This window comes from Holzapfeliella sp. JNUCC 72 (assembly GCF_053668685.1).
Window position 1 is genome coordinate 437,647 of the sequence record NZ_CM132220.1, and the last position, 22,535, is coordinate 460,181.

Annotated in this window: 21 protein-coding genes; 20 read left to right on the forward strand and 1 reads right to left on the reverse strand. The window is 35.1% G+C overall.

Annotation, left to right across the window (positions count from 1 at the left end; translation table 11 throughout):
* The first annotated feature begins 6 nt into the window (after positions 1 to 6).
* The 9 genes from rpoZ to JNUCC72_RS02145 all read left to right on the forward strand — a co-directional run bounded on the left by rpoZ (position 7) and on the right by JNUCC72_RS02145 (position 9,968).
* The gene (gene rpoZ, locus JNUCC72_RS02105) at positions 7 to 219 is read left to right on the forward strand and encodes a DNA-directed RNA polymerase subunit omega (protein WP_454144409.1); all 213 of its coding nucleotides are present in this window, start codon (positions 7 to 9) and stop codon (positions 217 to 219) included.
* 84 nt (positions 220 to 303) lie between these two features.
* The gene (gene priA / locus JNUCC72_RS02110) at positions 304 to 2,721 is read left to right on the forward strand and encodes a primosomal protein N' (RefSeq protein WP_454144411.1); all 2,418 of its coding nucleotides are present in this window, start codon (positions 304 to 306) and stop codon (positions 2,719 to 2,721) included.
* Between the two features lie 12 nt (positions 2,722 to 2,733).
* Entirely contained in the window at positions 2,734 to 3,687 is a 954-nt protein-coding gene (gene fmt / locus JNUCC72_RS02115) for a methionyl-tRNA formyltransferase (RefSeq protein WP_454144413.1), read from the forward strand.
* Positions 3,677 to 5,014, forward strand: a complete 1,338-nt coding sequence (gene rsmB, locus JNUCC72_RS02120) for a 16S rRNA (cytosine(967)-C(5))-methyltransferase RsmB (RefSeq protein WP_454144415.1) — start codon at positions 3,677 to 3,679, stop codon at positions 5,012 to 5,014. Before fmt ends, rsmB begins: the two co-directional genes overlap by 11 nt.
* Positions 5,015 to 5,755, forward strand: coding sequence for a Stp1/IreP family PP2C-type Ser/Thr phosphatase (locus JNUCC72_RS02125; protein ID WP_454144417.1), 741 nt, complete (start codon positions 5,015 to 5,017; stop codon positions 5,753 to 5,755).
* 4 nt (positions 5,756 to 5,759) lie between these two features.
* Entirely contained in the window at positions 5,760 to 7,742 is a 1,983-nt protein-coding gene (gene pknB / locus JNUCC72_RS02130; protein WP_454144419.1) for a Stk1 family PASTA domain-containing Ser/Thr kinase, read from the forward strand.
* Between the two features lie 9 nt (positions 7,743 to 7,751).
* Positions 7,752 to 8,657, forward strand: coding sequence for a ribosome small subunit-dependent GTPase A (gene rsgA / locus JNUCC72_RS02135; protein ID WP_454144421.1), 906 nt, complete (start codon positions 7,752 to 7,754; stop codon positions 8,655 to 8,657).
* Position 8,658: 1 nt separating this feature from the next.
* Positions 8,659 to 9,300 (forward strand): ribulose-phosphate 3-epimerase, encoded by a 642-nt coding sequence (gene rpe, locus JNUCC72_RS02140; protein ID WP_454144423.1) that lies wholly within the window; start codon positions 8,659 to 8,661, stop codon positions 9,298 to 9,300.
* Entirely contained in the window at positions 9,300 to 9,968 is a 669-nt protein-coding gene (locus JNUCC72_RS02145) for a thiamine diphosphokinase (RefSeq protein WP_454144425.1), read from the forward strand. Before rpe ends, JNUCC72_RS02145 begins: the two co-directional genes overlap by 1 nt.
* Positions 9,969 to 10,040: 72 nt before the next feature.
* On the opposite strand, the gene rpmB is transcribed toward JNUCC72_RS02145, so the two are convergent.
* The gene (gene rpmB, locus JNUCC72_RS02150) at positions 10,041 to 10,226 is read right to left on the reverse strand and encodes a 50S ribosomal protein L28 (protein ID WP_056975148.1); all 186 of its coding nucleotides are present in this window, start codon (positions 10,224 to 10,226) and stop codon (positions 10,041 to 10,043) included.
* A 176-nt stretch (positions 10,227 to 10,402) separates the two neighbouring features.
* On the opposite strand from rpmB, the gene JNUCC72_RS02155 reads away from it, so the two are divergent.
* The 11 genes from JNUCC72_RS02155 (at position 10,403) to rnc (ending at position 22,529) form a co-directional block, all read left to right on the forward strand.
* Positions 10,403 to 10,765 (forward strand): Asp23/Gls24 family envelope stress response protein, encoded by a 363-nt coding sequence (locus JNUCC72_RS02155; RefSeq protein ID WP_339969866.1) that lies wholly within the window; start codon positions 10,403 to 10,405, stop codon positions 10,763 to 10,765.
* A gap of 56 nt (positions 10,766 to 10,821) precedes the next feature.
* Complete coding sequence (locus tag JNUCC72_RS02160; RefSeq protein WP_454144428.1) at positions 10,822 to 12,483, forward strand: DAK2 domain-containing protein; 1,662 nt, start codon at positions 10,822 to 10,824, stop codon at positions 12,481 to 12,483.
* Between the two features lie 5 nt (positions 12,484 to 12,488).
* Positions 12,489 to 14,522 (forward strand): ATP-dependent DNA helicase RecG, encoded by a 2,034-nt coding sequence (gene recG / locus JNUCC72_RS02165; protein WP_454144430.1) that lies wholly within the window; start codon positions 12,489 to 12,491, stop codon positions 14,520 to 14,522.
* 12 nt (positions 14,523 to 14,534) lie between these two features.
* Positions 14,535 to 15,533 (forward strand): phosphate acyltransferase PlsX, encoded by a 999-nt coding sequence (gene plsX / locus JNUCC72_RS02170; RefSeq protein ID WP_454144432.1) that lies wholly within the window; start codon positions 14,535 to 14,537, stop codon positions 15,531 to 15,533.
* 75 nt (positions 15,534 to 15,608) lie between these two features.
* Positions 15,609 to 15,848, forward strand: coding sequence for an acyl carrier protein (acpP, locus tag JNUCC72_RS02175; RefSeq protein ID WP_454144434.1), 240 nt, complete (start codon positions 15,609 to 15,611; stop codon positions 15,846 to 15,848).
* A gap of 138 nt (positions 15,849 to 15,986) precedes the next feature.
* Complete coding sequence (locus tag JNUCC72_RS02180) at positions 15,987 to 16,982, forward strand: ABC transporter ATP-binding protein (protein ID WP_454144436.1); 996 nt, start codon at positions 15,987 to 15,989, stop codon at positions 16,980 to 16,982.
* A 24-nt stretch (positions 16,983 to 17,006) separates the two neighbouring features.
* A complete protein-coding gene (locus JNUCC72_RS02185) occupies positions 17,007 to 17,954 on the forward strand; it encodes an ABC transporter ATP-binding protein (RefSeq protein ID WP_454144438.1) in 948 nt (315 codons plus the stop codon).
* A gap of 1 nt (position 17,955) precedes the next feature.
* Complete coding sequence (gene opp4B, locus JNUCC72_RS02190) at positions 17,956 to 18,918, forward strand: oligopeptide ABC transporter permease (protein ID WP_454144440.1); 963 nt, start codon at positions 17,956 to 17,958, stop codon at positions 18,916 to 18,918.
* A 12-nt stretch (positions 18,919 to 18,930) separates the two neighbouring features.
* Entirely contained in the window at positions 18,931 to 19,848 is a 918-nt protein-coding gene (locus JNUCC72_RS02195; protein ID WP_454144442.1) for an ABC transporter permease, read from the forward strand.
* A gap of 81 nt (positions 19,849 to 19,929) precedes the next feature.
* Entirely contained in the window at positions 19,930 to 21,720 is a 1,791-nt protein-coding gene (locus JNUCC72_RS02200) for an oligopeptide ABC transporter substrate-binding protein (RefSeq protein WP_454144444.1), read from the forward strand.
* A 116-nt stretch (positions 21,721 to 21,836) separates the two neighbouring features.
* The gene (gene rnc / locus JNUCC72_RS02205) at positions 21,837 to 22,529 is read left to right on the forward strand and encodes a ribonuclease III (protein WP_454144446.1); all 693 of its coding nucleotides are present in this window, start codon (positions 21,837 to 21,839) and stop codon (positions 22,527 to 22,529) included.
* Positions 22,530 to 22,535 lie beyond the last annotated feature (6 nt).

The window sequence follows — 22,535 nt, forward strand, 5'->3', positions numbered from 1 at the left end:
CAATCTATGATTTCATATCCATCAATTGACAAACTATTAACAAAAGTTGATTCACGTTATTCATTAGCAGTTTTAGCTGCAAAACGTGCACATGAACTAGAAGATGGCGCACCTCAAGCTATCGAAAGTTACAAATCAAGAAAAGTTGTCGGTCATGCACTTGAAGAAATCGCTGAAGGTGCCGTTGAAATTGACCCTAACCATAAAGCTAATGTATAATTAATCGGCTTGTATTTTGATGAACCTTCATCAACATCTTTGTATGTGGATGAAGGTTTTTTAATCGTAAAGAGAGGTTTTTGAATGTCTAAGTTTGCTGACGTAATTGTTGACGTGGCTACACAAGATACAAATAAAACATTTCAATATCAAATACCCAATCAATTGGTTGATCTTGTAGAAGAAGGTTCACGAGTAGAAGTACCTTTTGGTCGTCGAAAAATCCAAGGATTTGTAGTCAATATAAAGTCTCAAAGTAGTTTTTCGGGCAAGATGAAGAATTTATTGTCTGTCATTGATGAGTTCCCGCCTTTGAATCAAGAGCTGTTAACGTTATCTGATCAATTAGCTAAGCATTTATTTACTTATCGTATTTCAGTTATTCAAACGATGCTACCTAATGTCTTAAAGGCTAATTATCAGCGCTTTCTAAAACCAACCAAAACTATTTCAGAATCAAACTACCAGCAATTATTTGAAAACCAAACAAATGATCAGCTTTCTCTTAATCAAATCAAGGACTATGAGTTGATCAAATTGATTCAAAAAACATTAAAAAATAAAGAAACAAAAATTGTTTATCAAGTCAAAAACAAAGCTAAAGACAAGATGACAACTCAAATTGATTTAGGGCTGGGCATGCCAGTTTATCAAAAACTATTGGACTCAACAAAAGCTAATGCAACAAATCAACAAAAGCTTTTAAAATTCATCATAGAAAATCCACAAAATTTTCCTATTATACAGACACAGTTGGTTAAAGAAGCAGCATTATCAACTAGTTTTCTGGTAGAAGCAGAAAAAAAAGGTTGGATTAAACGATCAAAAGTTCAAATTAATCGTAATCCACTTGCTGATTTAACGATACAAAATGAGGCTTCTGCTAAAGTGTTAACACAGGAGCAAGAAACAGCCGTTCAATCAATTAATCAGGCATTAACCGAAAGACAAAAGCAAGTATTTTTACTAGAAGGAATTACAGGAAGTGGCAAAACAGAGGTTTATTTACAAACAATTGCCAAAGCATTAGCAAACAAAAAGCAAGCTTTGATGCTAGTTCCTGAAATTGCTTTGACACCGCAGATGGTCCGACAAGTCTTTGCACGATTTGGTTCGAAAGTAGCCGTTTTGCACAGTGGTCTTTCTGACGGTGAACGTTATGATGAATGGCGTCGAATCAACGGGCAAGAAGTCGATGTTGTTGTAGGTGCCAGGAGTGCTATTTTTGCACCCTTGAAAAATTTGGGACTTATCATTATTGACGAAGAGCATGAAAGTACCTATAAGCAAGAAGAAAATCCGAAATACCATGCTCGTGAAGTAGCTAAATGGCGGGCGGATTATCATCAGGCTGTCGTGATTTTGGGAAGTGCAACGCCATCACTAGAATCAAGAGCTCGAGCACAAAAAAACCGATATCAATTATTGCTAATGACAAAGCGTCCAGAACAAATCGCATTACCCAAAGTAGACTTAATTGATATGACAAAAGCGCATTTTTCTAGTCAATTAGATTTATCTGATGAGTTAATTTCTGGTATAAAGCAAACAATCGCCAAAAAACAACAGGTTATTTTATTGCTGAATAGGCGTGGATATGCTAACTTCATGCTATGCCGTGATTGTGGCTATGTCTTAAAATGCCCGCATTGTGATATTTCACTGACCTTGCATAAAGATACGCAACAAATGAAATGTCATTATTGCGGCTATGAAACGGGAATACCTAAGCAGTGCCCAGAATGTCAGTCTACTCGTATTAAATTCTTCGGTAGTGGTACGCAGAAGATAGAAGAGTTGCTCCAACAATTGATACCGGAATCGACCATTTTAAGAATGGATGTCGATACTACTAGAAAAAAAGGCGGACATCAAAAAATTCTTGATGCTTTTGGAAATCATGAAGCGGATATTTTGCTAGGAACACAGATGATAGCCAAGGGACTTGATTTTGAAAATGTTACGCTAGTCGGTGTTATTAACGCAGATAGTGGGTTGTCTTTTCCAGATTTTCGTTCATCTGAAAAAACATTTGATTTATTGACTCAAGTTAGTGGTCGTGCAGGCCGTGCAAGTTTACCTGGTAAGGTCTTGATTCAAACTTATAATCCAGATCATTATGCTATTCAGCTAGCTAAGCATCATAACTATGAGGGATTTTATCAAAAAGAGATGGCCATTAGACGTCAGGGACAATACCCACCTTATTTTTATTTGAATTTGATTACTGTAACGAGTAAATTAGAACAAAAGGCAGCAATGGCGGCTTTTAAAATCAAGAGTTTACTGAAAAAAGAATTGAGTCAACAAGCTTTAATATTGGGGCCGACACCTCAAGCGGTAACCAGGTTAAAAGACCATTACTACTACCAAATTTTAATCAAATATAAAGTTGAGCCCAAGTTGTATTCGGTTTTGAATACAATTAGGATGCAAGGCTTTGATTCAAAAAAAGACCAGGTCAATATCTATTTAGATGTTGATCCTTATCAATTTAATTAGAAGGTGACAATAATGAAAACAATTATTTTTATGGGAACACCTCAATTTAGTGTTCCAATTTTAAAAGGACTTAATGAAGCTGATGAGTACGAAGTAAAAGCGGTTGTCACTCAACCAGATAAAAAGTTAGGCCGTAAAAGACAACTAACACCAACACCTGTAAAAGCTTATGCAACTGAAGCTGGGTTACCTGTTTTTCAACCAGAAAAACTAAGTCAAAGCGACGAGCTCGCTGAACTTATTCAATTACAAGCAGATTTCATTGTGACAGCGGCTTATGGTCAGTTTTTGCCAACTAGTTTCTTGAACTCTGTCAATATTGCAGCAGTTAATGTGCACGGCTCATTATTGCCTAAATATCGTGGTGGCGCACCTATTCAATATGCCTTGAAAAATGGGGATAAAAAAACAGGTGTCACAATTATGGAAATGGTAAAAGAAATGGATGCCGGTGATATGTATAGCCAAGAAGCCATTACAATTGAAGACACGGACAACTCCGCTACAATTTTTGACAAGTTAAGTTATTTGGGTCGTGATTTGCTCCTTAAAACATTGCCTGAAATTGTTAAAAATCCAACTAATAAAACACCTCAAAAAACCGAAGAAGTTACTTTTTCACCAACAATTAGTAAAGAAGAAGCCCAAATTTCTCAATCATTGACAGCTACAGAAGCTCATAATTTGATTCGAGCATTGAATCCTAATCCAGGTGCTTTTCTTTACATTAATGGTGTGCGTACAAAGATTTGGCAATCACACGTACTAGATGAGAAAACTGATTATCAATCAGGCGTACTAGTTGATAATAATAAGCGTTTTTGCTTAAGTTTTTCTGATAATAGTGTTTTAGAAATTGATGAAATTCAACCAATGGGCAAACCGCGTATGAAAATCAGCGACTACCTGAATGGACATGGTCGAAACTTAAAAATTGGAGAAAAAGTAGTTAGTGATGAAGAATAAATCTGCTAGAAGAATAGCTTTAGAAACTCTCATTTCTGTTTTCAAAAATAAGAGTTATTCTAACATAGCTTTAAACCATGCTTTGAAGAAATCAGATCTTTCAAGCAATGATAAAAACTTAGTAACACAATTAGTCTATGGAACAATCCAACACCAAATTTATTTGGACTATCAAATTCGTGATATTTTCAAGGAAAATAAAAAGGCCCCTTGGATGAGACCGTTATTATTGATGTCAATTTATCAATTATTCTTTTTGGATCGCGTTCCTAATCATGCCGTATTAGACGAAGCCAATTTATTAGCTAAACAATACGCTAAGAACAATCTTTATAAAGTAGTTAATGGTGTTTTACGAAATGTCCTCCGTCAGGGACAACAAACGCCAGACGAAGCAAACCTTGTGACATATCTTGCTACGGTTTACAGTATTCCAGAATGGCTAGTTGATTACTTAATTGCTGATTTTGGTCAAAGTAAGACTAAAAGTATTTTACAGTCAATTAATCAACCACCTCAAAATACAATTCGTATCAACCATAAAGTTACAACTAAAAACAAAGTTTGCCAATGGTTAGATAATCATGAAATTAGTTATACTGATTCAGAAATTTCACCAGATTCACTTCACTTATCCTATGGTCCAATTAATCAATTAGGACTTTTTGAACAAGGTGCCATTACAATTCAAGATGATTCAGCAACATTAGCAGCCCAAAGTTTGCAAGTAGAAGCAGGTGATACTGTTTTGGATGCTTGTGCAGCTCCAGGTGGCAAAACTATTCAAATCGCTGAAGAATTGGTAACAGGTAAAGTGACAGCCTTGGATATCCACAAAAACAAATTGAATTTGATTAAGGAAAATGCGACTCGAATGCAAGTTGCTGATTTAATTGAAACTAAGCAACTAGATGCTAGATTAGTGAGTCAAGAACTCGGAACAGCAATTTATGATAAAATCCTAGTAGATGCACCTTGTTCAGGATTGGGTTTGTTGAGAAGAAAACCGGAAGTTAAATATACAAAAGAGCTTTCTGATGTTAAAAAGCTCAGCCAAATCCAACTTGAAATTTTAAATGGTGTTTGTGATAGTTTGAAACCAAACGGTCGTTTGGTTTATAGCACATGTACCATTACTAATGAAGAAAACGAACAGGTTGTTAACTCTTTTTTGAAGCAGCATCCTGATTTTTCATTAGAAAAGGTTTATCTAAAAGCTGATAACGAAGCAATCAGATCTGATGACTTTGTCCGTATTTTTCCAGACACCTATCAGACTGATGGGTTCTTTATCGCTTTTTTAGTCAAAAGTGAAGGAGATAAATAAGTGATACAGACTGCATGGCAAACAGATGTTGGGTTAGTTCGGAAAACCAATCAAGATTATGTCAAAGTGTTTAATAACCCAGAGAACTTAGTTCTCGCTATTGTAGCTGATGGTATGGGAGGGCATCGTGGAGGCGATGTCGCATCATCTATGGCCGTGAACCATATTGGTCATAGTTTTGAGCAGACTTCTATTCATAGCTATAACGAGGCAAAATCTTGGTTGGAAGCTGTTCTAGTTAAAGAAAATAAAGCAATATTAGAAGCAAGTAACCAATTTAAAGACTTACGCGGTATGGGGACAACTATCGTTTTAGTGATTGCTTTTAAAGATGCTTACTTATTCGCTCATTTAGGAGATTCTAGAGCTTACTTGTTAAAACAAGAAATTTTATATCAAGTAACTGAAGATCATTCCTTGGTGAATGAATTATTAAAGCAGGGTGAAATCACACCTTCACAAGCTAAAAATCATCCGCAAAAAAATATCATTACAGAGTCATTAGGCGTTTCTCAATCAATCAACCCAGAGTATGTCAAAATGATTCCTAATAAATTTGATATTGTTTTATTATGCAGCGATGGTTTAACAAATACGTTAACTCGTTCACAAATTCAAAAAGTCTTAAATCAAGACATGACTTTGCAAGAAAAATGTGATGTTTTAATCGCACTAGCTAATGAAGCCGGTGGCGAAGATAATATTACGGTGTGCTTGTTAACAAAGAATGAAGAGGTGTAATTGTATGTTAGAAAAAGGTTATTTGTTAGCCAAAAGATACAAAATTATTAAACTCATTGGTCGTGGTGGCATGGCGGATGTTTATCTAGCACAAGACATTATTTTGGAAAGACACGTTGCAATTAAAGTGATGCGTGGGGAATTTCAAAATAATTCACCATTAGTTAGACGCTTTCAAAGAGAAGCACTAGCTACTAGTGAGTTAAGTCATCCTAATATTGTCAGCATCTTAGATATTAGCGAGTCGCAAGGGATGCAGTATCTGGTGATGGAATACATAGACGGTTCTAACCTGAAAGACTACATCAGAGAAAATTATCCGATTTCAATGAACAAAGTAATCAATATTATGGATCAAATTTTGTCAGCGATTAAACTGGCACATCAGCATGAAGTGATTCACCGAGATTTGAAGTCACAAAATATTTTGATTAGTAAAACAGGTGTTGTTAAAGTTGCAGATTTTGGAATTGCGATTTCACTAGGTAAGAATGCAGTAACACAAACCAACAGTTTACTGGGATCAGTTCATTATATTTCGCCAGAACAAGCCAAAGGGTCAATGGCTACCAAGCAATCTGATATTTACTCATTGGGGATTATCTTGTATGAATTGATAACAGGAAATGTGCCTTTTGGTGGGGAAACTGCGGTTTCAATTGCCTTAAAACACTTCCAAGAAAACATTCCCTCAATCAGAAAAATGCATCCAGAAATCCCACAAGCACTTGAAAATGTGGTATTAAAAGCAACATCCAAAAATCCAGAAGATCGCTATGAAAGTGTTTCAGAAATGAAAGCCGATTTAGATTCATCGTTATCGGCTAATCGAGTTGATGAGCCTAAGTATGAACCAGCACATGCTTTGAAAGCTGACGATACAAAAGTTATTCCAGACTTATCAGGTCACGTTGCTAATTTAACAGAAGAAGAGCGTGAAGAAACGGATCATGGTGTTGAATCTGAATCAACTAAAGAAGAATCGGCGCCTAAAAAACGTCATTTAATTTGGTTTATCGGAGCAGGTATTACGGTCTTCTTATTAATCATCTTCTTAGTCTTTAAGATATTTGCTTCTAACGGCACTATGATTACAGTACCTAATTTAGAAAATCTGACACAATCAGAAGCGCAAAGTCAATTGACTGCACAAGGATTATCAGTGGGTGCGGTTGATGAACAGAACAATTCAACAGTTGAAAAAGATAAAGTAATTAGAAGTATGCCAAGTGCGAATACACAAGTGCGTTCTGGGACAAAGATTGGTCTGATTATTTCTTCAGGTCCAGGACTAACATCTGTTCCAAATGTTGCTAACCAGAACTATGATCAGGCTAAAGAAGTTCTCGAAAAAGCAGGGTTTACAGTTCAAAGAAAAGATCAAGCTTCTGATTCAGTAGATAAAGACTTAATTATTTCTCAAAGTGAAACCGCTGGTAAGCAAGTAGACGCTTCTAAGACTACGATTACTTTGACTGTTAGTACAGGTGTCCAAAAAATCAAATTACGTGATTTGAGTGGTTATTCTGAAAAGAGTGCTCGTGACTATGCTAATGAAGTAGGTATTAATTTAACCATTAAACAAGATTACTCTAATAATACGCCAGAAGGCCAAATTATTAGTCAAAATCCAAACCCGCAAGTTGAAGTTAAAAAAGGTGACAACGTAACAGTTACCGTTTCAAAAGGAAAAGAACCGACCTATGATTCTAGTTCTAACTCAAGTTCCCAATCAAGTAGTAATAACAAATTAATTACACAATCCTTTGAAATTGAGTATGATAAAGACACAGCAGTCAATGGACAAAATCATATTCAAATTTATGTCGGCGATTCTTTGAATAATAGTCGTAATATTTATCGCGATGAACAAATTACGCAAGATAGAAATTATGCAATTACATTCAACTTAGCACCAAACACTAACGGATCAATTAGAATTGTCCGTGATGGCACAACCATTATTAATCAAACAGTAAAAAATTAGTGAGGTTTTATGATAAAAGGACAAATTATTAATTCAATTTCAGGCTTTTACGATGTTGTAACCGAAAATGGCAAATATCGAACAAGGGCTAGAGGTAATTTAAGAAATAAAGGACAAAAGCCGATTGTTGGTGATTACGTCGAAATTCAACCAGAAGAAGCAACTAAGACAGGTTACTTAATGTCTATTGATGAACGAAAGAATGCCTTGAAGCGTCCGTTACTAGCAAATATCTCTGATGTTTTATTACTAATTTCGGCCAGAGAACCAGAATTTTCTCCTAAGCTGTTAGATCGATTTTTGACATTTATTGAAGAGCATCATGTAGATATTGCTATCTATATCTCGAAGATGGACTTGCTTTCTGGTGATGAAGTGACGCATTTAAAAAATCAGTTAGCCTATTATGAAAGTATAGGCTATCCTATTTTCTACTCAGATCAACCTTTATCCGTATTAGAAGACTATTTTAAAACTAAGCAATTAAGTGTTCTAGCAGGTCAGTCAGGTGTTGGTAAATCGACGCTGCTGAACCAATTAAACCCAAATGCACAACAAGAAACAGCGGCAATTTCTCAAACGCTAAATAGAGGGAAACATACAACTCGACAAGTTCAATTATTTGAATTGGAATCAGGTTATCTAGCAGACACGCCTGGATTTTCATCTATTGATATTCAAATGATTCAAATTGATGAATTACGAGATTGTTTTGTTGAATTTAGAAGTCATGCGCATCTTTGCCAATTTAGATCATGCCAGCACTTAAACGAACCTAATTGTGAAATTAAAAGATTGGTGGAAACAGGTGAAATCTTACAGTCTCGATATGATATGTATTTAGAATTACGTGAAGAGATTGAAAGAAGTCGCACACCAGAGTATGTTAAGAAACAAAGAAAAAGGAGAAAATAAAATGAAAATCATGCCTTCTATTTTAGGCGCCAACAGCCTTGAATTGTATCAGGAAGTTGTCAGAGCAAAAGAAGCCGGAATTAGTGGGCTTCACATTGATGTGATGGATGGCCATTTTGTTCCTAATCTAGGTTTCACAGCTCAAAATGTTAAAGATATTAAGCAAAATTTTCCTGAAATGGAAGCAGAAGTTCATTTAATGGTGAGTCATCCAGAGCAGATGATTAATGATTTTATTGATGCGGGTGCGGATATGATTGAGTTTCATATTGAAAGTACCACAAATGCTTATTATTTAGTGTGGCAGATAAAAAAAGCTGGTGTGAAGGCAGGTATCGTACTGAGTCCCTCTACACCAGTATCGGTAATTATGCCTTTACTTGATATTGTTGATCAAGTTCTAGTAATGACAGTCAACCCAGGCTTTGGTGGTCAAACTTTTATCAAAGAAATGATGTCAAAAGTGGCTGAGTTGGCGAAACTTAAAACTACTTACGAGTCTAACTTCGAAATCGAAGTTGATGGTGGCGTGAACGACCAGACTTTTCCAGATGTAAAAGAAGCTGGCGCTACTGTAGCAGTATCAGGTTCTTACCTATTTAAAGGTGATAATTTCCATGAAAAACTAAGCAGGCTGGTATAATGTCAGGAACGATTAACGTTGTATTGGGCGGACCTTCAAATTATTACCCTATTGATTTAAAGAAACGTCTGCAAGCGGGAGGAGCAATTATTGGTGTCGATTATGGTGCACAATGGTTGTTAGATAATGAAATTATTCCTGATATTGCAATTGGTGATTTTGATTCAATCAGTGAAAGTCAAAAACAGCAATTAAAGAATAAGGTTAATGACTGTTTGATTTATCCCACGCATAAAGATTATACAGATGGTCAACTTGGACTGATGAAAGCAGTTGAACTGTTAAAACAGCAAAAAACTGATGATTTGATTATAATTTATGGAGCAACGGGCGGACGTCTGGATCATTTGCTTTCAAATTTGTTTATGGTATTAGCACCAGATGTTTTACCTTATGTTGAAAAAATCAGATTGATAGATGATTACAACGAAGTTGTTTATATTAGCGAAGGTAAACATCAGTTTTGCGCCCAAAAGGGGCAAAATTATTTTTCTGTTGTTCCATTAACTGGTGTTTCTCATTTAACAATTACAGGAGCAAAGTATCCCTTAACCGATTTTTCTTCTAAACAAATTCAGCCGTTTATTAGTAATGAATTTGAAGAAGGTCAACCTATACAAGTTCAACTAGATGAGGGCATTATAGCTATTATTTATAGCAAAGATTAATATATAGACAAAATAAAAAAGCCATGTTCATTAAGAACATGGCTTTTAATTGTTGTTTGTATTAATTAAAAATTAAACACGGGTAACTTTACCGGATTTTAGAGCTCTTGCTGAAACCCAAACACGTTGTGGCTTTCCATCAACAAGGATGCGAGCTTTTTGAAGGTTTGGCTTCCACTTGCGACGTGAAGAGTTCAAAGCGTGTGAACGCGCGTTACCGAATGTTGTCTTACGACCTGTAATTACATCTTTTGCCATTTGCTAAACCTCCTTTTCCAGTAAAATAATTCAATTACTAATATAAGATATCATAACCGATAGAATAATTCAATTACTATATGAATTTTATCAAAAATAATTTAATAATTGTATGCGCTGTGATAAAATAGGAAAAGTAAATGATTTGGCTTCATTATCGGTAATGGAGGGAAGATATGACTGTAAAAATAAACACAAAATATGGACAAATCGACATTTCTAACAATGTCATCGCAACGGTTGTTGGTGGTGCCGCTACTGATATCTATGGTATCGTTGGAATGGCAAGCAAAAACCAACTTAAAGATGGTATGAACGAAATCTTAAACCGTGAGAACTACACAAAAGGTGTGGTAATCAAACAAAATAACGGTGAAATAGTAGTAGACGTTTATATCATTGTTGGTTACGGCGTTAAAATGTCAGAAGTTAGTCGCAATGTGCAAAACAGCGTAAAGTATCACTTGAAACAATATTTAGGAACACAAGCAAAATCTGTCAATGTTATTGTACAGGGTGTCAAAATTCTTGAAGACTAGCTAAAAGCAAAGCTTTGCTAGTTTTATTTATTTTCAAATATCTGGAGGTTATATTATTGGTTGTCACTGAGATTAATTCAGCCAAGTTTCGCGATATGGTGCGTATTGCGACTTATCGCTTAAATAAAAATGCAGAATTTGTTGATTCATTGAACGTTTTTCCTGTACCTGATGGTGATACAGGAACAAATATGAATCTAACGGTTCAAAGCGGAGAAAAAGCTGTTAACGAAAGTAACGGTTCACAAGTGGGTGAATTAACTGCAGCTTTAGCTAAAGGAATGCTGATGGGAGCACGCGGAAACTCGGGTGTTATTTTGTCACAATTGTTTAGAGGATTCTCCAAAAAGACTGAAGACAAAGAAGTTCTGGACTCACAAGCACTAGCTGACGCTTTTGTTGGTGGTGTTGAAACCGCTTATAAAGCAGTTATGAAACCTGTTGAGGGAACAATTTTAACTGTTGCTCGTCAAGCAGCTCGTGCCGGTCAAAAGAAAGCAACTGAAACAACTGATGTTAACGAAGTTATGCAAGCAGTTGTTGAAGGTGCACATAAATCACTTCAACAAACACCAGAATTATTACCTGTCTTAAAAGAAGTTGGCGTTGTGGACTCTGGTGGACAAGGGCTTTTATTTGTTTATCAAGGATTCTTAGAAGCATTAACAGGTGAAAATGTTTCAGACTTGTATCAACCTGATAAATCTGAAATGGATGAAATGGTTAATGTTGCGCATCATCAAGGTGTTCAACCACAAATTTCAACACAAGATATCCACTTCGGATACTGTACAGAAATGATGATTGATTTAACTGCCGATTTTGAAGGTAAAAAAGAATTCGAATATGATGAATTTAGAGAATATCTAAATGAATTGGGCGATTCTTTACTAGTTGTTTCTGACGATGAAGTAGTTAAAGTCCACGTGCATACAGAAGTACCAGGACACATTTTCTCTCATGGTAAGAAATTTGGTAAATTAGATAAAATCAAAGTAGATAATATGCGTATTCAACATGAAAATGTTGTAGATGAATCTCATAAATCAGAGGTAGAACCTGTTGATTTTGCGGTTGTTGCTATCGCAGTTGGTGAAGGTTTACGTCAATTGTTTGAAAGTTTAGGTGTCAGCTATGTCTTGAGTGGTGGTCAAACAATGAACCCAAGTACACAAGATATCGTTGATGCTGTTGAAAAACTAAAAGCGAAAAAAGCAATTATTTTACCAAACAACGGTAATATTATGATGGCTGCTAAACAAGCTAAAGAAGTATTATCTATTCCTGTTGAAGTAGTCCCAGCAAAAACCGTTTCTCAAGGAATGTCAGCAATGCTTGGATTTGATCCAGAAGCATCACTTGAAGACAATGCTGAAAGTATGACTGAATTAATTGAAGGTGTCACAAGTATTCAAGTTACTCGTGCAATTCGTGATACAGAAATTGACGGTGTTGAAATTCACAACAACGACTATATGGGACTTTTAGACGGTAAAATTGTTCACTCAACTTCTGATAAATTTGAAACAATTCTTGAAACTGTTAAAGATGGTTTAGATGAAGATAGTGAAATTGTAACCATTATTATTGGTGAAGATGGTTCAGAAGAAGAAGCACAACAACTAGAAGACCGTATTTTAGAAATTGATGAAGACTTAGAAGTTGAAATCCACCAAGGTGATCAACCCGTATACGATTACTTAATCTCAATAGAATAATAATGATGAAGAAAAAGCTTTTAACTCCCTTAAAAGAGATAAAAAATGTTGGACCTAAAACACTTGATAAATTTAAACAATTAAACTTATCGACAGTTTATGATGTCCTTTATAGTTATCCAAGAAAATATGACGATTACAATACGTATGAATTATCTGCGATTGAAAATGGTCAAAAATCAACATTTATAGGTCGTGTTATCACACAACCTATTGTGCGTAAGGCAGGTTTTAAAAGAACAATTCTTTCTTTCAAACTAAAAATTGACCATGAAATCATCATGGTCAGTTTTTTTAATCAACCTTGGATGAAATCAAAAATTGAACAGGGTGAAGTCATTGCCGTTTACGGAACTTATCAAAAACCGGCTCAAAGGCTCAATGCTATACAACTAGTCCCTCAAAATTATTTAAATCGTTTGATGCCAAGCTACTCGTTGAGAAAAGTTTTCTCACTTGAAAGCTATCAAAAGTTTATTGTGAATTTATTGAAAGACCGTGAATTGATTATTGATGATGCAATACCACTTTATTTAAGACAGCGGTATCAATTGTTGAACGATAATCAATTAATTAGATTAATGCATTTTCCAAAAACAAAACAACAACAGCAACTAGCTAGACGAAGTGCTGCTTTTCGGGAATTCTTTTTGTTTCAGATGCAATTACAAGAGATTATCTATCAAGAGTCTTACCAAGAAATTGGTATCATCAGGCAGTATCATCGCATACCTGTAGATAGTTTTATAGAAGCACTTCCTTTTGAATTATCAAACGCGCAAAATCGAGTTGTTAATGAGATACTGGCTGATATGGCACAACCTAAAGTTATGCATCGCCTGCTTCAAGGAGATGTTGGTTCTGGAAAGACGATTGTAGCCGCAATTAGTGCGTTTGGTGCGATAACAGCAGGGTATCAAGTTGCCTTGATGGCACCAACAGAAATATTAGCACAGCAGCATTTTGCTAAATTAAAACAGTTGTTAAACCCATTTGGTGTTAGTGTCTCTTTGTTAACAGGGTCATTGACTACCAAACAAAAACAAGATATTTATCATGATCTAGCAACGGGAAAAACTAACTTTGTTGTTGGAACACATGCGTTGATTCAAAAAGCAGTCGCATTTAAAAAGCTAGGGTTAGTTATTGTCGATGAGCAGCATCGTTTTGGTGTTAATCAAAGGCAAAAGTTAATCGATAAAGGTGATGCAGTTGATTTATTATCAATGACAGCAACACCTATTCCAAGAACACTGGCGATGACGGCTTATGGTAATCTTGATATTTCAACTATTGATGAATTGCCTCAAGGACGACAAACAATTGTCAGTCAGTGGGTTAGCCCTAAGCAAGCTACGATAATCTATCAAAGAATGTTACAACAATTAAAAGAGAAGTTTCAAATTTATGTTGTTTCACCTTTAATAGAAGATTCTGAACAGCTTAATTTAGAGAATGTTGAAGCATTATATGACAAGATGTCACAGCAATTTCCTGATTATTCCGTTGGTCTTTTACATGGTAAAATGAGTGCGGATCAAAAACAGCAGGTGATGACGGCATTTGAACAACACAAAATAGATATTTTGGTTTCAACTACAGTCATTGAAGTTGGTGTTGATGTCAAAAATGCGAATATGATGGTCATATTTAATGCTGATTATTTTGGATTATCGCAATTACATCAACTTAGAGGACGTGTCGGTCGAGGTCAAACACAAGCTTATTGTTTGTTTGTTTCAGAGCCAAAAAGTGAGACAGGTAAAAAGCGGATGGCTATCATTGAACAAACGACAGATGGCTTTGTTTTAGCTGAGGAAGACTTAAAGTTACGAGGACAAGGCGATTTGTTTGGTCATAAACAATCTGGTGTACCACAATTTCAAGTTGGCGATATTTTAAAAGACTATCAAATACTAGTAGAGGCTAAAAATTCAGCCCAAGAAGTCCTGACACATGATCCTTTATTGACTCGAACACCTGAAAACCAAAATTTAAAACAACTATTAAATTATTTAAAATCAAAAACGAAAGATTAAGGAGACAAATTAATGAAAAGAATTGCAGTAGATGTTATGGGTGGCGACCAAGGGCCAAAAGCTGTTATTGATGGTGTTTTAATGGCTAGAGAAGAACTATCAGATTTTACTTTTGTGCTTTATGGAAACCAAGATCAAATGAAAGCACATTTACCTGAAAATATGAAGCAAATTGAGATTGTGCACACTACAGAAGAAATTCTTGGTGAAGACGAACCTGTTAAATCAATTCGTCAAAAGAAGGATGCTTCGATGGTACTAGCGGCTAAATCAGTAAAAGCTGGCGAAAATGATGCATTATTATCACTAGGAAATACAGGGGCACTACTTGCATCAGGTATTTTTATTGTGGGTCGTATTAAAGGAATTGAAAGACCTGCATTGATGCCAGTACTTCCTGTTGAAAATTCGGATAAAGGTTTAACTTTACTGGATGCAGGTGCCAACGCATCATGCAAGTCTAAGCATATGGTTCAATGGGCAGAAATGGGAAGTTTTTATTCACACTCTATCCGTCACGTTGAAAATCCACGCGTTGCCTTGTTAAATAATGGTAGTGAGTTTGACAAAGGTGATGAATTACATCAAGAAGTGTACCAACTACTGAAATATCAGCCTAACATTAATTTTGTTGGTAATATTGAAGGTAATGAAGTACTTCAAGGAAAAGCAGATGTTATCGTTGCCGATGGTTTTTCTGGAAATGTTATGCTAAAAACGCTTGAAGGGACAGCCTCAACTATTATGGGTGTCTTAAAGGATAGCCTGCTTAATAATGGCTTGAAAGTTAAAATGGGAGCTGGATTAGCAAAACCTGCTTTTAAAGAGATTGGCAAACAGTTTGATATGGCAATTTATGGTGGTGCGGTATTAATGGGTGCTAAAGCACCAGTTATTAAGGTTCACGGTCGAGGAGACGGTCGCTCAATCTATTATGCGTTCCATCAAGTTGATGAAATGTTGAAGCAAGATTTAGTTCAACAAGTAAAAGAAGCATTTGATAAAAAATAGTTGATAATATAGTAGACATTTTGAACTGATTGAACTAGAATTGTCTGGTAATCATTTTATTGGAGGTACCTAATTTTGAGTAAAGAAGAGATTTTTAATAAAATTGCCGATTTAATTGCAGATCGCTTTGAAGTCGACAAAGACAAGATTGGTCCAGAATTAAATTTCAAGACAGATTTAGATGCAGACTCAATTGATTTTGTTGAATTTGTTCTTGAAATGGAAGACACATTTAGTTCAGAAATTCCAGATGAGGAAGCTGAAAAATTAACAACAGTTCAACAAGCCGTTGACTACGTTTACAACAATTTATAAAAAACAGTAGCTTAATAAAAAGCTGCTGTTTTTTTACGTTGAAAAATTAATTTTTCATGATATAATTAAGCCAATAATTAAATATTTAATAAATCTCTAATAAATTAAGATTTTTTAAATTGAACTGGAGGAATTTCATTGGAAAAACCAAGCGATTTGCTTTTAGATATTCAACACTTGCATACAGGTTTTCGATTAAAAGGAAAATTTTATGATGCGGTTGATGATGTCTCTTTAACATTGAAGAAGAATGAAATTCTAGCAATTGTTGGAGAATCAGGGTCAGGAAAAAGTACATTAGCTTCTAGTATTATTGGACTTTATGACCAAAAAAACACACGGGTCAGAGGGGATATTTTATTCGATGAGTTAAATCTCGTTGGATTAAATGAATCACTATTTAACCGAATTCGGGGAAAAGAAATTGGTATGATTTTTCAAGATCCATTAGCTGCACTAAATCCACTAATGCGTATTGGTGCGCAAATTGAAGAAACTTTATACTATCACACAAAATTAGATGAAAAGGCACGAAAAAAACGAGTTCTTGAATTATTAGATCAAGTAGGGATTCCAGATCCTGTAAGAATTAGTCGTCAATACCCACATGAACTTTCCGGTGGTATGCGTCAAAGAGTTATTATTGCGATTGCGATTGCCGATAAACCTTCTATCTTGTTAGCTGATGAGCCAACCACGGCTTTGGATGTAACGATTCAAGCACAGATCCTAGATTTATTAAAAGATATTCAAGACGAAACAGGTGCAGGGATTGTTTTGATCACGCATGACTTAGGTGTCGTATCAGAAACAGCAGATAGAGTCGCTGTTATGTATGCTGGCCAGATTGTTGAAGTGGCGCCGGTTGATGAATTGTTCACTAATCCGCTACATCCATATACACGTTCCTTATTGGAATCAATGCCACAAACTGATGTAGATGACGAAGAATTGCATGTTATTGAAGGAACCGTTCCTTCATTAGATAAAATGATGACAGATGGTTGTCGATTTGCACCAAGAATTCCTTGGATTGATGCCAAATCTCATGAAGAAGAACCAATTTTACACGAAGTTTCACCTGGACATGAAGTTCGTTGTACTTGTTATCGAGATTTTTACTTTAAAAACTAAAATGTGACGAATGGAGGATAAAAGATGTCATTAATAGAAATCAAAGACTTGAAAATTCATTATCCAATTCGTTCAGGTTTCTTTAATCGGGTAACTGATCATGTTAGAGCGGTTGACGGTATAAACTTTGAAATTAAAGAAGGAGAAACTTACGGATTAATTGGTGAATCTGGAAGCGGTAAATCAACAACAGGAAAAGCGATTGTGGGACTGGAGAATGTAACATCAGGCCAAATTATTTATAAAGGGCATGATATTACGAAAGCCAGTGAACGACGCAAATTAAAATATAATCGTGATGTTCAAATGATTTTTCAAGATTCAATGTCTAGTTTGAATCCTAAGAAAAGAATTTTTGACATTATTGCTGAACCTATTAGAAACTTTGAAAGCCTTTCAAAAGAAGAAGAAAAAAAACGTGTTCAGGAACTATTAGATATTGTTGGAATGCCAAGCGATGCTTTATACAAGTATCCACACGAATTTTCGGGTGGTCAAAGACAAAGAATTGGTGTTGCACGTGCGGTGGCAACTAAACCTAAGTTAATCATTGCAGATGAACCTGTATCAGCACTTGATTTGTCCGTGCAAGCACAAGTTTTAAACTTCATGAAAAAAATTCAAAAAGAATATAATATTAGTTACTTGTTTATTTCTCACGACCTGGGTGTTGTTCGTCATATGTGTGAGAACTTAGCTATTATGCATAGAGGTCGCTTAGTTGAGGTTGGGACAAGAGAAGATATTTATCATAATCCCCAACATATCTATACTAAACGATTACTTGCTGCTATCCCTAAGATTGACCCAAAGAATCGCGAGAAGGATAAAGAACATAGAAGAAATGTAGATAAAGAATTTTTAGAAAACCAAGATAAGTGGTATAAAGATGGCCGTGTATACCCATTGCAACAAATTGGAAAAAGCCATTTTGTTGCTTTACCACAAGATAAATTAGAAGGAGGTCAATAATATGTGGAAAACAATTTTAAGACGTATTTTGGTAATGATTCCACAAATTATTATCTTGTCAATTCTAATCTTTTTCCTATCTAAGATGATGCCTGGAGATCCTTTTACGGCTATGATTGACCCTAATATGGATCCTAAAACCATAGAAGCTTTAAGACAGCAAAATGGGTTAAATGACGCACCGTGGGTGCAGTACTTGAATTGGGTAAAAAATCTATTTCATGGCGATTTAGGAATGAGTTACACACAAAAAATGAGTGTTACTTCATTGATTGGTGAACGTGCACAAAATACATTCTGGTTGTCATTAGTTACATTGATTTTATCTTACCTATTTGCTATTCCTATGGGGATTATTGCAGGTAGATACAAGTATGAATGGCCTGATCAAGTAATTAGAGTTTTTAATTATATTACATTTGCTATTCCTGGATTTGTTGCATATGTTTTAGTTATTTGGCTTTTTGGGTATATTCTAAATTGGTTCCCAACGACCGGTACTGTTAGTCCTAGTGCTGTTCCAGGGACGTTTGGTTATATATTGGACAGAGCGCATCACATTATTTTGCCAGCTTTAACGGCGGCATTATTGGGTACGACAGCTACAGTTCAGTATTTAAGAACGGGAATTATAGACAATCAAGTTGAAGATTACGTTAGAACTGCTCGTTCAAAAGGAGTTCCTGAAAGGGTTGTATTCAATAAACATATTTTAAGAAATTCACTTCTGCCAATTACAGCATTCATTGGAAGTACAATTGGTGCTTTATTAGGTGGATCTGTAATGCTTGAACAGATATTTAGTTATCCTGGTATGGGAAACTTATTCCTAGAAGCTATAAATCAGCGTGATTACCCAGTAATCACAGCTTTAATTTTAATGTTTGGAATATTAGCTATTTTAGGGAATCTAATTTCTGATATTGTTATGAGTATTGTTGATCCTAGAATCAGAGTGAAGTAGGAGGGGTAACTATTGTTTAAGAAAAAACGAAATCAAGAAATTAAAACTTCAGCTGGTGATCTGATTTCTGTTCCTCCATCAGGTATGAAGATAGTAAAAAACGAAATTATCAAAGATAAATTTGCATTAATGTCCGTTTTTGTATTATTAATAATTGTGCTATTTACGTTTGGGGGCTCGTTATTTGTCCCTAAATCATCTTATTTAGATGCTAGTATTTTAGATGGTTTATTACCAGCGTTTAGTCCGGGGCACTTTTTAGGTACGGATGATGGTGGAAGAGATATATTATCTGTTTTAATTGTGGGTGGTCGAAACTCAATTTTAATTGGGATAACTGTGACCGTTATTTCTAGAGTAATTGGTATAGTTCTTGGGCTAATAGCAGGATATTTCGGTGGACTTGTAGATGATATTATTATGAGAATCATTGATTTTATTATGGTTTTACCCACGGGGATGATTATTATTATTTTAACTACTATGATTCCAAACTATAATGCATTTACTCTAGTTGGTCTGCTTTCGTTATTTAGTTGGATGGGAGCTACGAGATACTTTAGAAGTTTCATATTAGCACAAAGACAAAAAGAATATGTTATGGCTTCAAAGACCTCTGGATCATCCAATTTAACTATTATGTTTAAAGAAGTTCTTCCTAACATAAGTTCTATGATTATCATTAACAGTGTACTGGGAATTGCTGGTAATATTGGGATGGAAACAGGTCTATCTTTCTTGGGATATGGACTGCCACCTACTACACCTAGTATCGGGACTTTGGTAGGTTACGCTAATAATCCTATAAACATTACTAATAGGCCTTGGTTATGGCTTCCAGCAGTTGTTCTATTGCTTGTGATTTCATATTTGATTAACTATGTTGGTTCTGCTTTACAAAGAGCAGGAGATGCAAGACAGAGAAGATAAGAATAAAATTAAAAAAAGATTGTATTTATAATAATTAAATGTTAGAGTTACATTAAATTATTATTAAATGGAGGTTCTAAGATGGTATTGAAAAACAAAAAGAAATGGCTACTGCCATTAACCACTGCTGCAATTGCAATGACTTTGACAGGTTGTAGCAATAACAGTAGTAGTGGAAGTAGTAGTGGAAGTAGTAGTTCATCTAGTGAACAAGCTACGGCTGATAAACAGTTCCCAAGAAAGGTTTCCAATACAAGTAAACCTATTGAGGGCGGAACATTAAATTATGGAATGGTGTCAGATTCACCATTTACAGGAATTTTCAACTCTAATTTATCAAAAAGTGCGGCAGACAGTACGGTAGCACAGTTTGGTAATGAAAGTTTGTTTAAAACAAATGATGATTATAAGATCATCGATGGCGGAGCAGCTAATTTAAAATTAGATATTGATGCTAAGACGGCAACTGTGACAATCAACCCTAATGTTAAATGGTCTGATGGTGTTCCAGTTACTGCTAAAGATGTTGTATATTCATATAAAATGGTGGCCAACAGCGGAACACAAACAACAAGATATACAGGGAAATTAAAGAATATTGAAGGAATTGCAGATTATCATGATGGTAAATCTGATCAAATCTCAGGTATTACAACGCCTAAAGGGGACGATGGTAATACTGTTGTTATCAAGTTTAGTAATATGACTCCTGGGATGTCACAATCTGGAAATGGGTACTTCCTAGAGAATGCTTCTCCAGAACATTATCTAAAAAATGTACCATTTGATAAGCTAGTATCTTCAGACGAAATTAGAAAACGACCATTGTTCTTTGGTCCATACAAATTAAGCAATCTAGTTGCCGGTCAATCAGCTGAATGGGTACCTAATGAATATTATTACGGAGAAAAACCTAAACTAGCAAAAATCACAGCATCCGTTGTTAGTTCTGCTAATGCTACACAAGCAACTTTGAGTAATAAATACGATATCATCGATGTGAGAAATAGCGAGTGGAAAGAAGTTCAAAAAGCTCCTAATACAGAATTTATTGGGGATGTTGGATTAGGATATGGTTTCTTAGGTTTCAAGGTGGGTAAATGGGACTCACAAAAAGGTGAAGCTGTGATGGATTCTAATTCTAAAATGGCTGATAAGAACTTGCGCCAAGCTATCGGATATGCAATGAATATTGATCAAGTTAATGATAAATATTCTAATGGGTTGAGTTATAGAGTAAAAAGTTTAATTCCAGAGAAATTCAATAACTTTTACGATAAAAATGTTCAAGGGTATGAATATAATATTGACAAGGCCAACAAGTTACTTGATGAAGCTGGATACAAGAAAAATGGCGAATATAGAACAGATAAGAATGGCCAACCTTTAGTTATTAATTTAGGTTCATCAACAGGTTCATCTATTCAAGAACCAATTATTCAAAACTATATTCAACAATGGAAAAAAATTGGATTAAATGTTCAATTGGCTAGTGGAAGATTGATGGAATTCAATAGCTATGTTGAAAAAGTTCAAAATGATGATCCAGGTATTGATATGTTTATGTTAGCTTGGAACTTATCATCAGAACCTTCACCTGCTGGTATCTATGCAAGAACAGCACCTTTCAACTTTACTAGATTTACATCAGATGAACATGATAAATTATTAGCAGATATTGATTCAAAAGAATCTTTCAATGCAGAACATCGTCAGCAAGCATTCTTCAAGTGGCAAGAATGGATGAACGATAATGCCTATGTAATTCCAACAAGTAATGCTTATGGTATTACAGCAGTTAATAAACGAGTAGTGGGATATGGATTAGATTCAGATTCTTCATGGTCAACAGTTGGTGTATCATCTAACTAATAGCTAATTTAGATATAAAAAACACTTTTCAATTCAATGAAAAGTGTTTTTTTGTGCGTTTTTTCTTAAACGACAAACTGGTATAATATATGTAGACATAAAAGGAGATTTTAAACATGGTTAGTTCGAAATTTACGAAAAAGTTACGAGATGATTTTCAAATAATATTTAAAGACATGGGTCTTTTGGATGAAGCATTTACACATTCATCTTATTCAAATGAGCACCGCAATCTAGAATTGAAAAACTATGAAAAACTAGAATTTTTAGGTGATGCGGTTTTAGAATTAGCTATTTCAGAATTTTTGTATCATCAATTTCCTGACCTTGACGAAGGTGAATTGACACGTTTTCGTTCAAATGTTGTTAGAACGGAAGGGTTTTCGAAATTTGCTAAAGAGGCGGGTTTTGATCAAGAAATTATGCTTGGTAAAGGTGAGGAAAATAATGGTGCAAGACTAAGAAAGACATTGTTAGAAGATGTTTTTGAAGCCTTTAATGGTGCGCTATTTTTGGATCAAGGGATGCCAGCAGTCTATCAATTTTTGAAAGCAACTGTTTTTCCAGACATTATCAAGGGAGATTTCTCGTATAATGCCGATTACAAAACACAATTACAAGAACTATTGCAACAAAACGGATCAGTGAAAATCAGCTACGAAACACTCCAAGAAACAGGAAGCGATAATGACAAGACCTTCAGAGTGGCGGTGTTTGCTGAAGGGGAAAAATTAGCTGAAGGAACTGGCGATTCTAAGAAAAAAGCAGAGCAGCATGCAGCTAGTGAAGCTTTGAAAAAATTACAATAATGGAGT

Coding starts and splice junctions, on each gene's coding strand:
- rpoZ (WP_454144409.1), top strand. CDS start 7: ATGATTTCATATCCATCAATTGACAAACTATTAACAAAAGTTGATTCA.
- priA (WP_454144411.1), top strand. CDS start 304: ATGTCTAAGTTTGCTGACGTAATTGTTGACGTGGCTACACAAGATACA.
- fmt (WP_454144413.1), top strand. CDS start 2,734: ATGAAAACAATTATTTTTATGGGAACACCTCAATTTAGTGTTCCAATT.
- rsmB (WP_454144415.1), top strand. CDS start 3,677: ATGAAGAATAAATCTGCTAGAAGAATAGCTTTAGAAACTCTCATTTCT.
- pknB (WP_454144419.1), top strand. CDS start 5,760: ATGTTAGAAAAAGGTTATTTGTTAGCCAAAAGATACAAAATTATTAAA.
- rsgA (WP_454144421.1), top strand. CDS start 7,752: ATGATAAAAGGACAAATTATTAATTCAATTTCAGGCTTTTACGATGTT.
- rpe (WP_454144423.1), top strand. CDS start 8,659: ATGAAAATCATGCCTTCTATTTTAGGCGCCAACAGCCTTGAATTGTAT.
- JNUCC72_RS02145 (WP_454144425.1), top strand. CDS start 9,300: ATGTCAGGAACGATTAACGTTGTATTGGGCGGACCTTCAAATTATTAC.
- rpmB (WP_056975148.1), bottom strand. CDS start 10,226: ATGGCAAAAGATGTAATTACAGGTCGTAAGACAACATTCGGTAACGCG.
- JNUCC72_RS02155 (WP_339969866.1), top strand. CDS start 10,403: ATGACTGTAAAAATAAACACAAAATATGGACAAATCGACATTTCTAAC.
- recG (WP_454144430.1), top strand. CDS start 12,489: ATGAAGAAAAAGCTTTTAACTCCCTTAAAAGAGATAAAAAATGTTGGA.
- plsX (WP_454144432.1), top strand. CDS start 14,535: ATGAAAAGAATTGCAGTAGATGTTATGGGTGGCGACCAAGGGCCAAAA.
- JNUCC72_RS02185 (WP_454144438.1), top strand. CDS start 17,007: ATGTCATTAATAGAAATCAAAGACTTGAAAATTCATTATCCAATTCGT.
- opp4B (WP_454144440.1), top strand. CDS start 17,956: ATGTGGAAAACAATTTTAAGACGTATTTTGGTAATGATTCCACAAATT.
- JNUCC72_RS02200 (WP_454144444.1), top strand. CDS start 19,930: ATGGTATTGAAAAACAAAAAGAAATGGCTACTGCCATTAACCACTGCT.
- rnc (WP_454144446.1), top strand. CDS start 21,837: ATGGTTAGTTCGAAATTTACGAAAAAGTTACGAGATGATTTTCAAATA.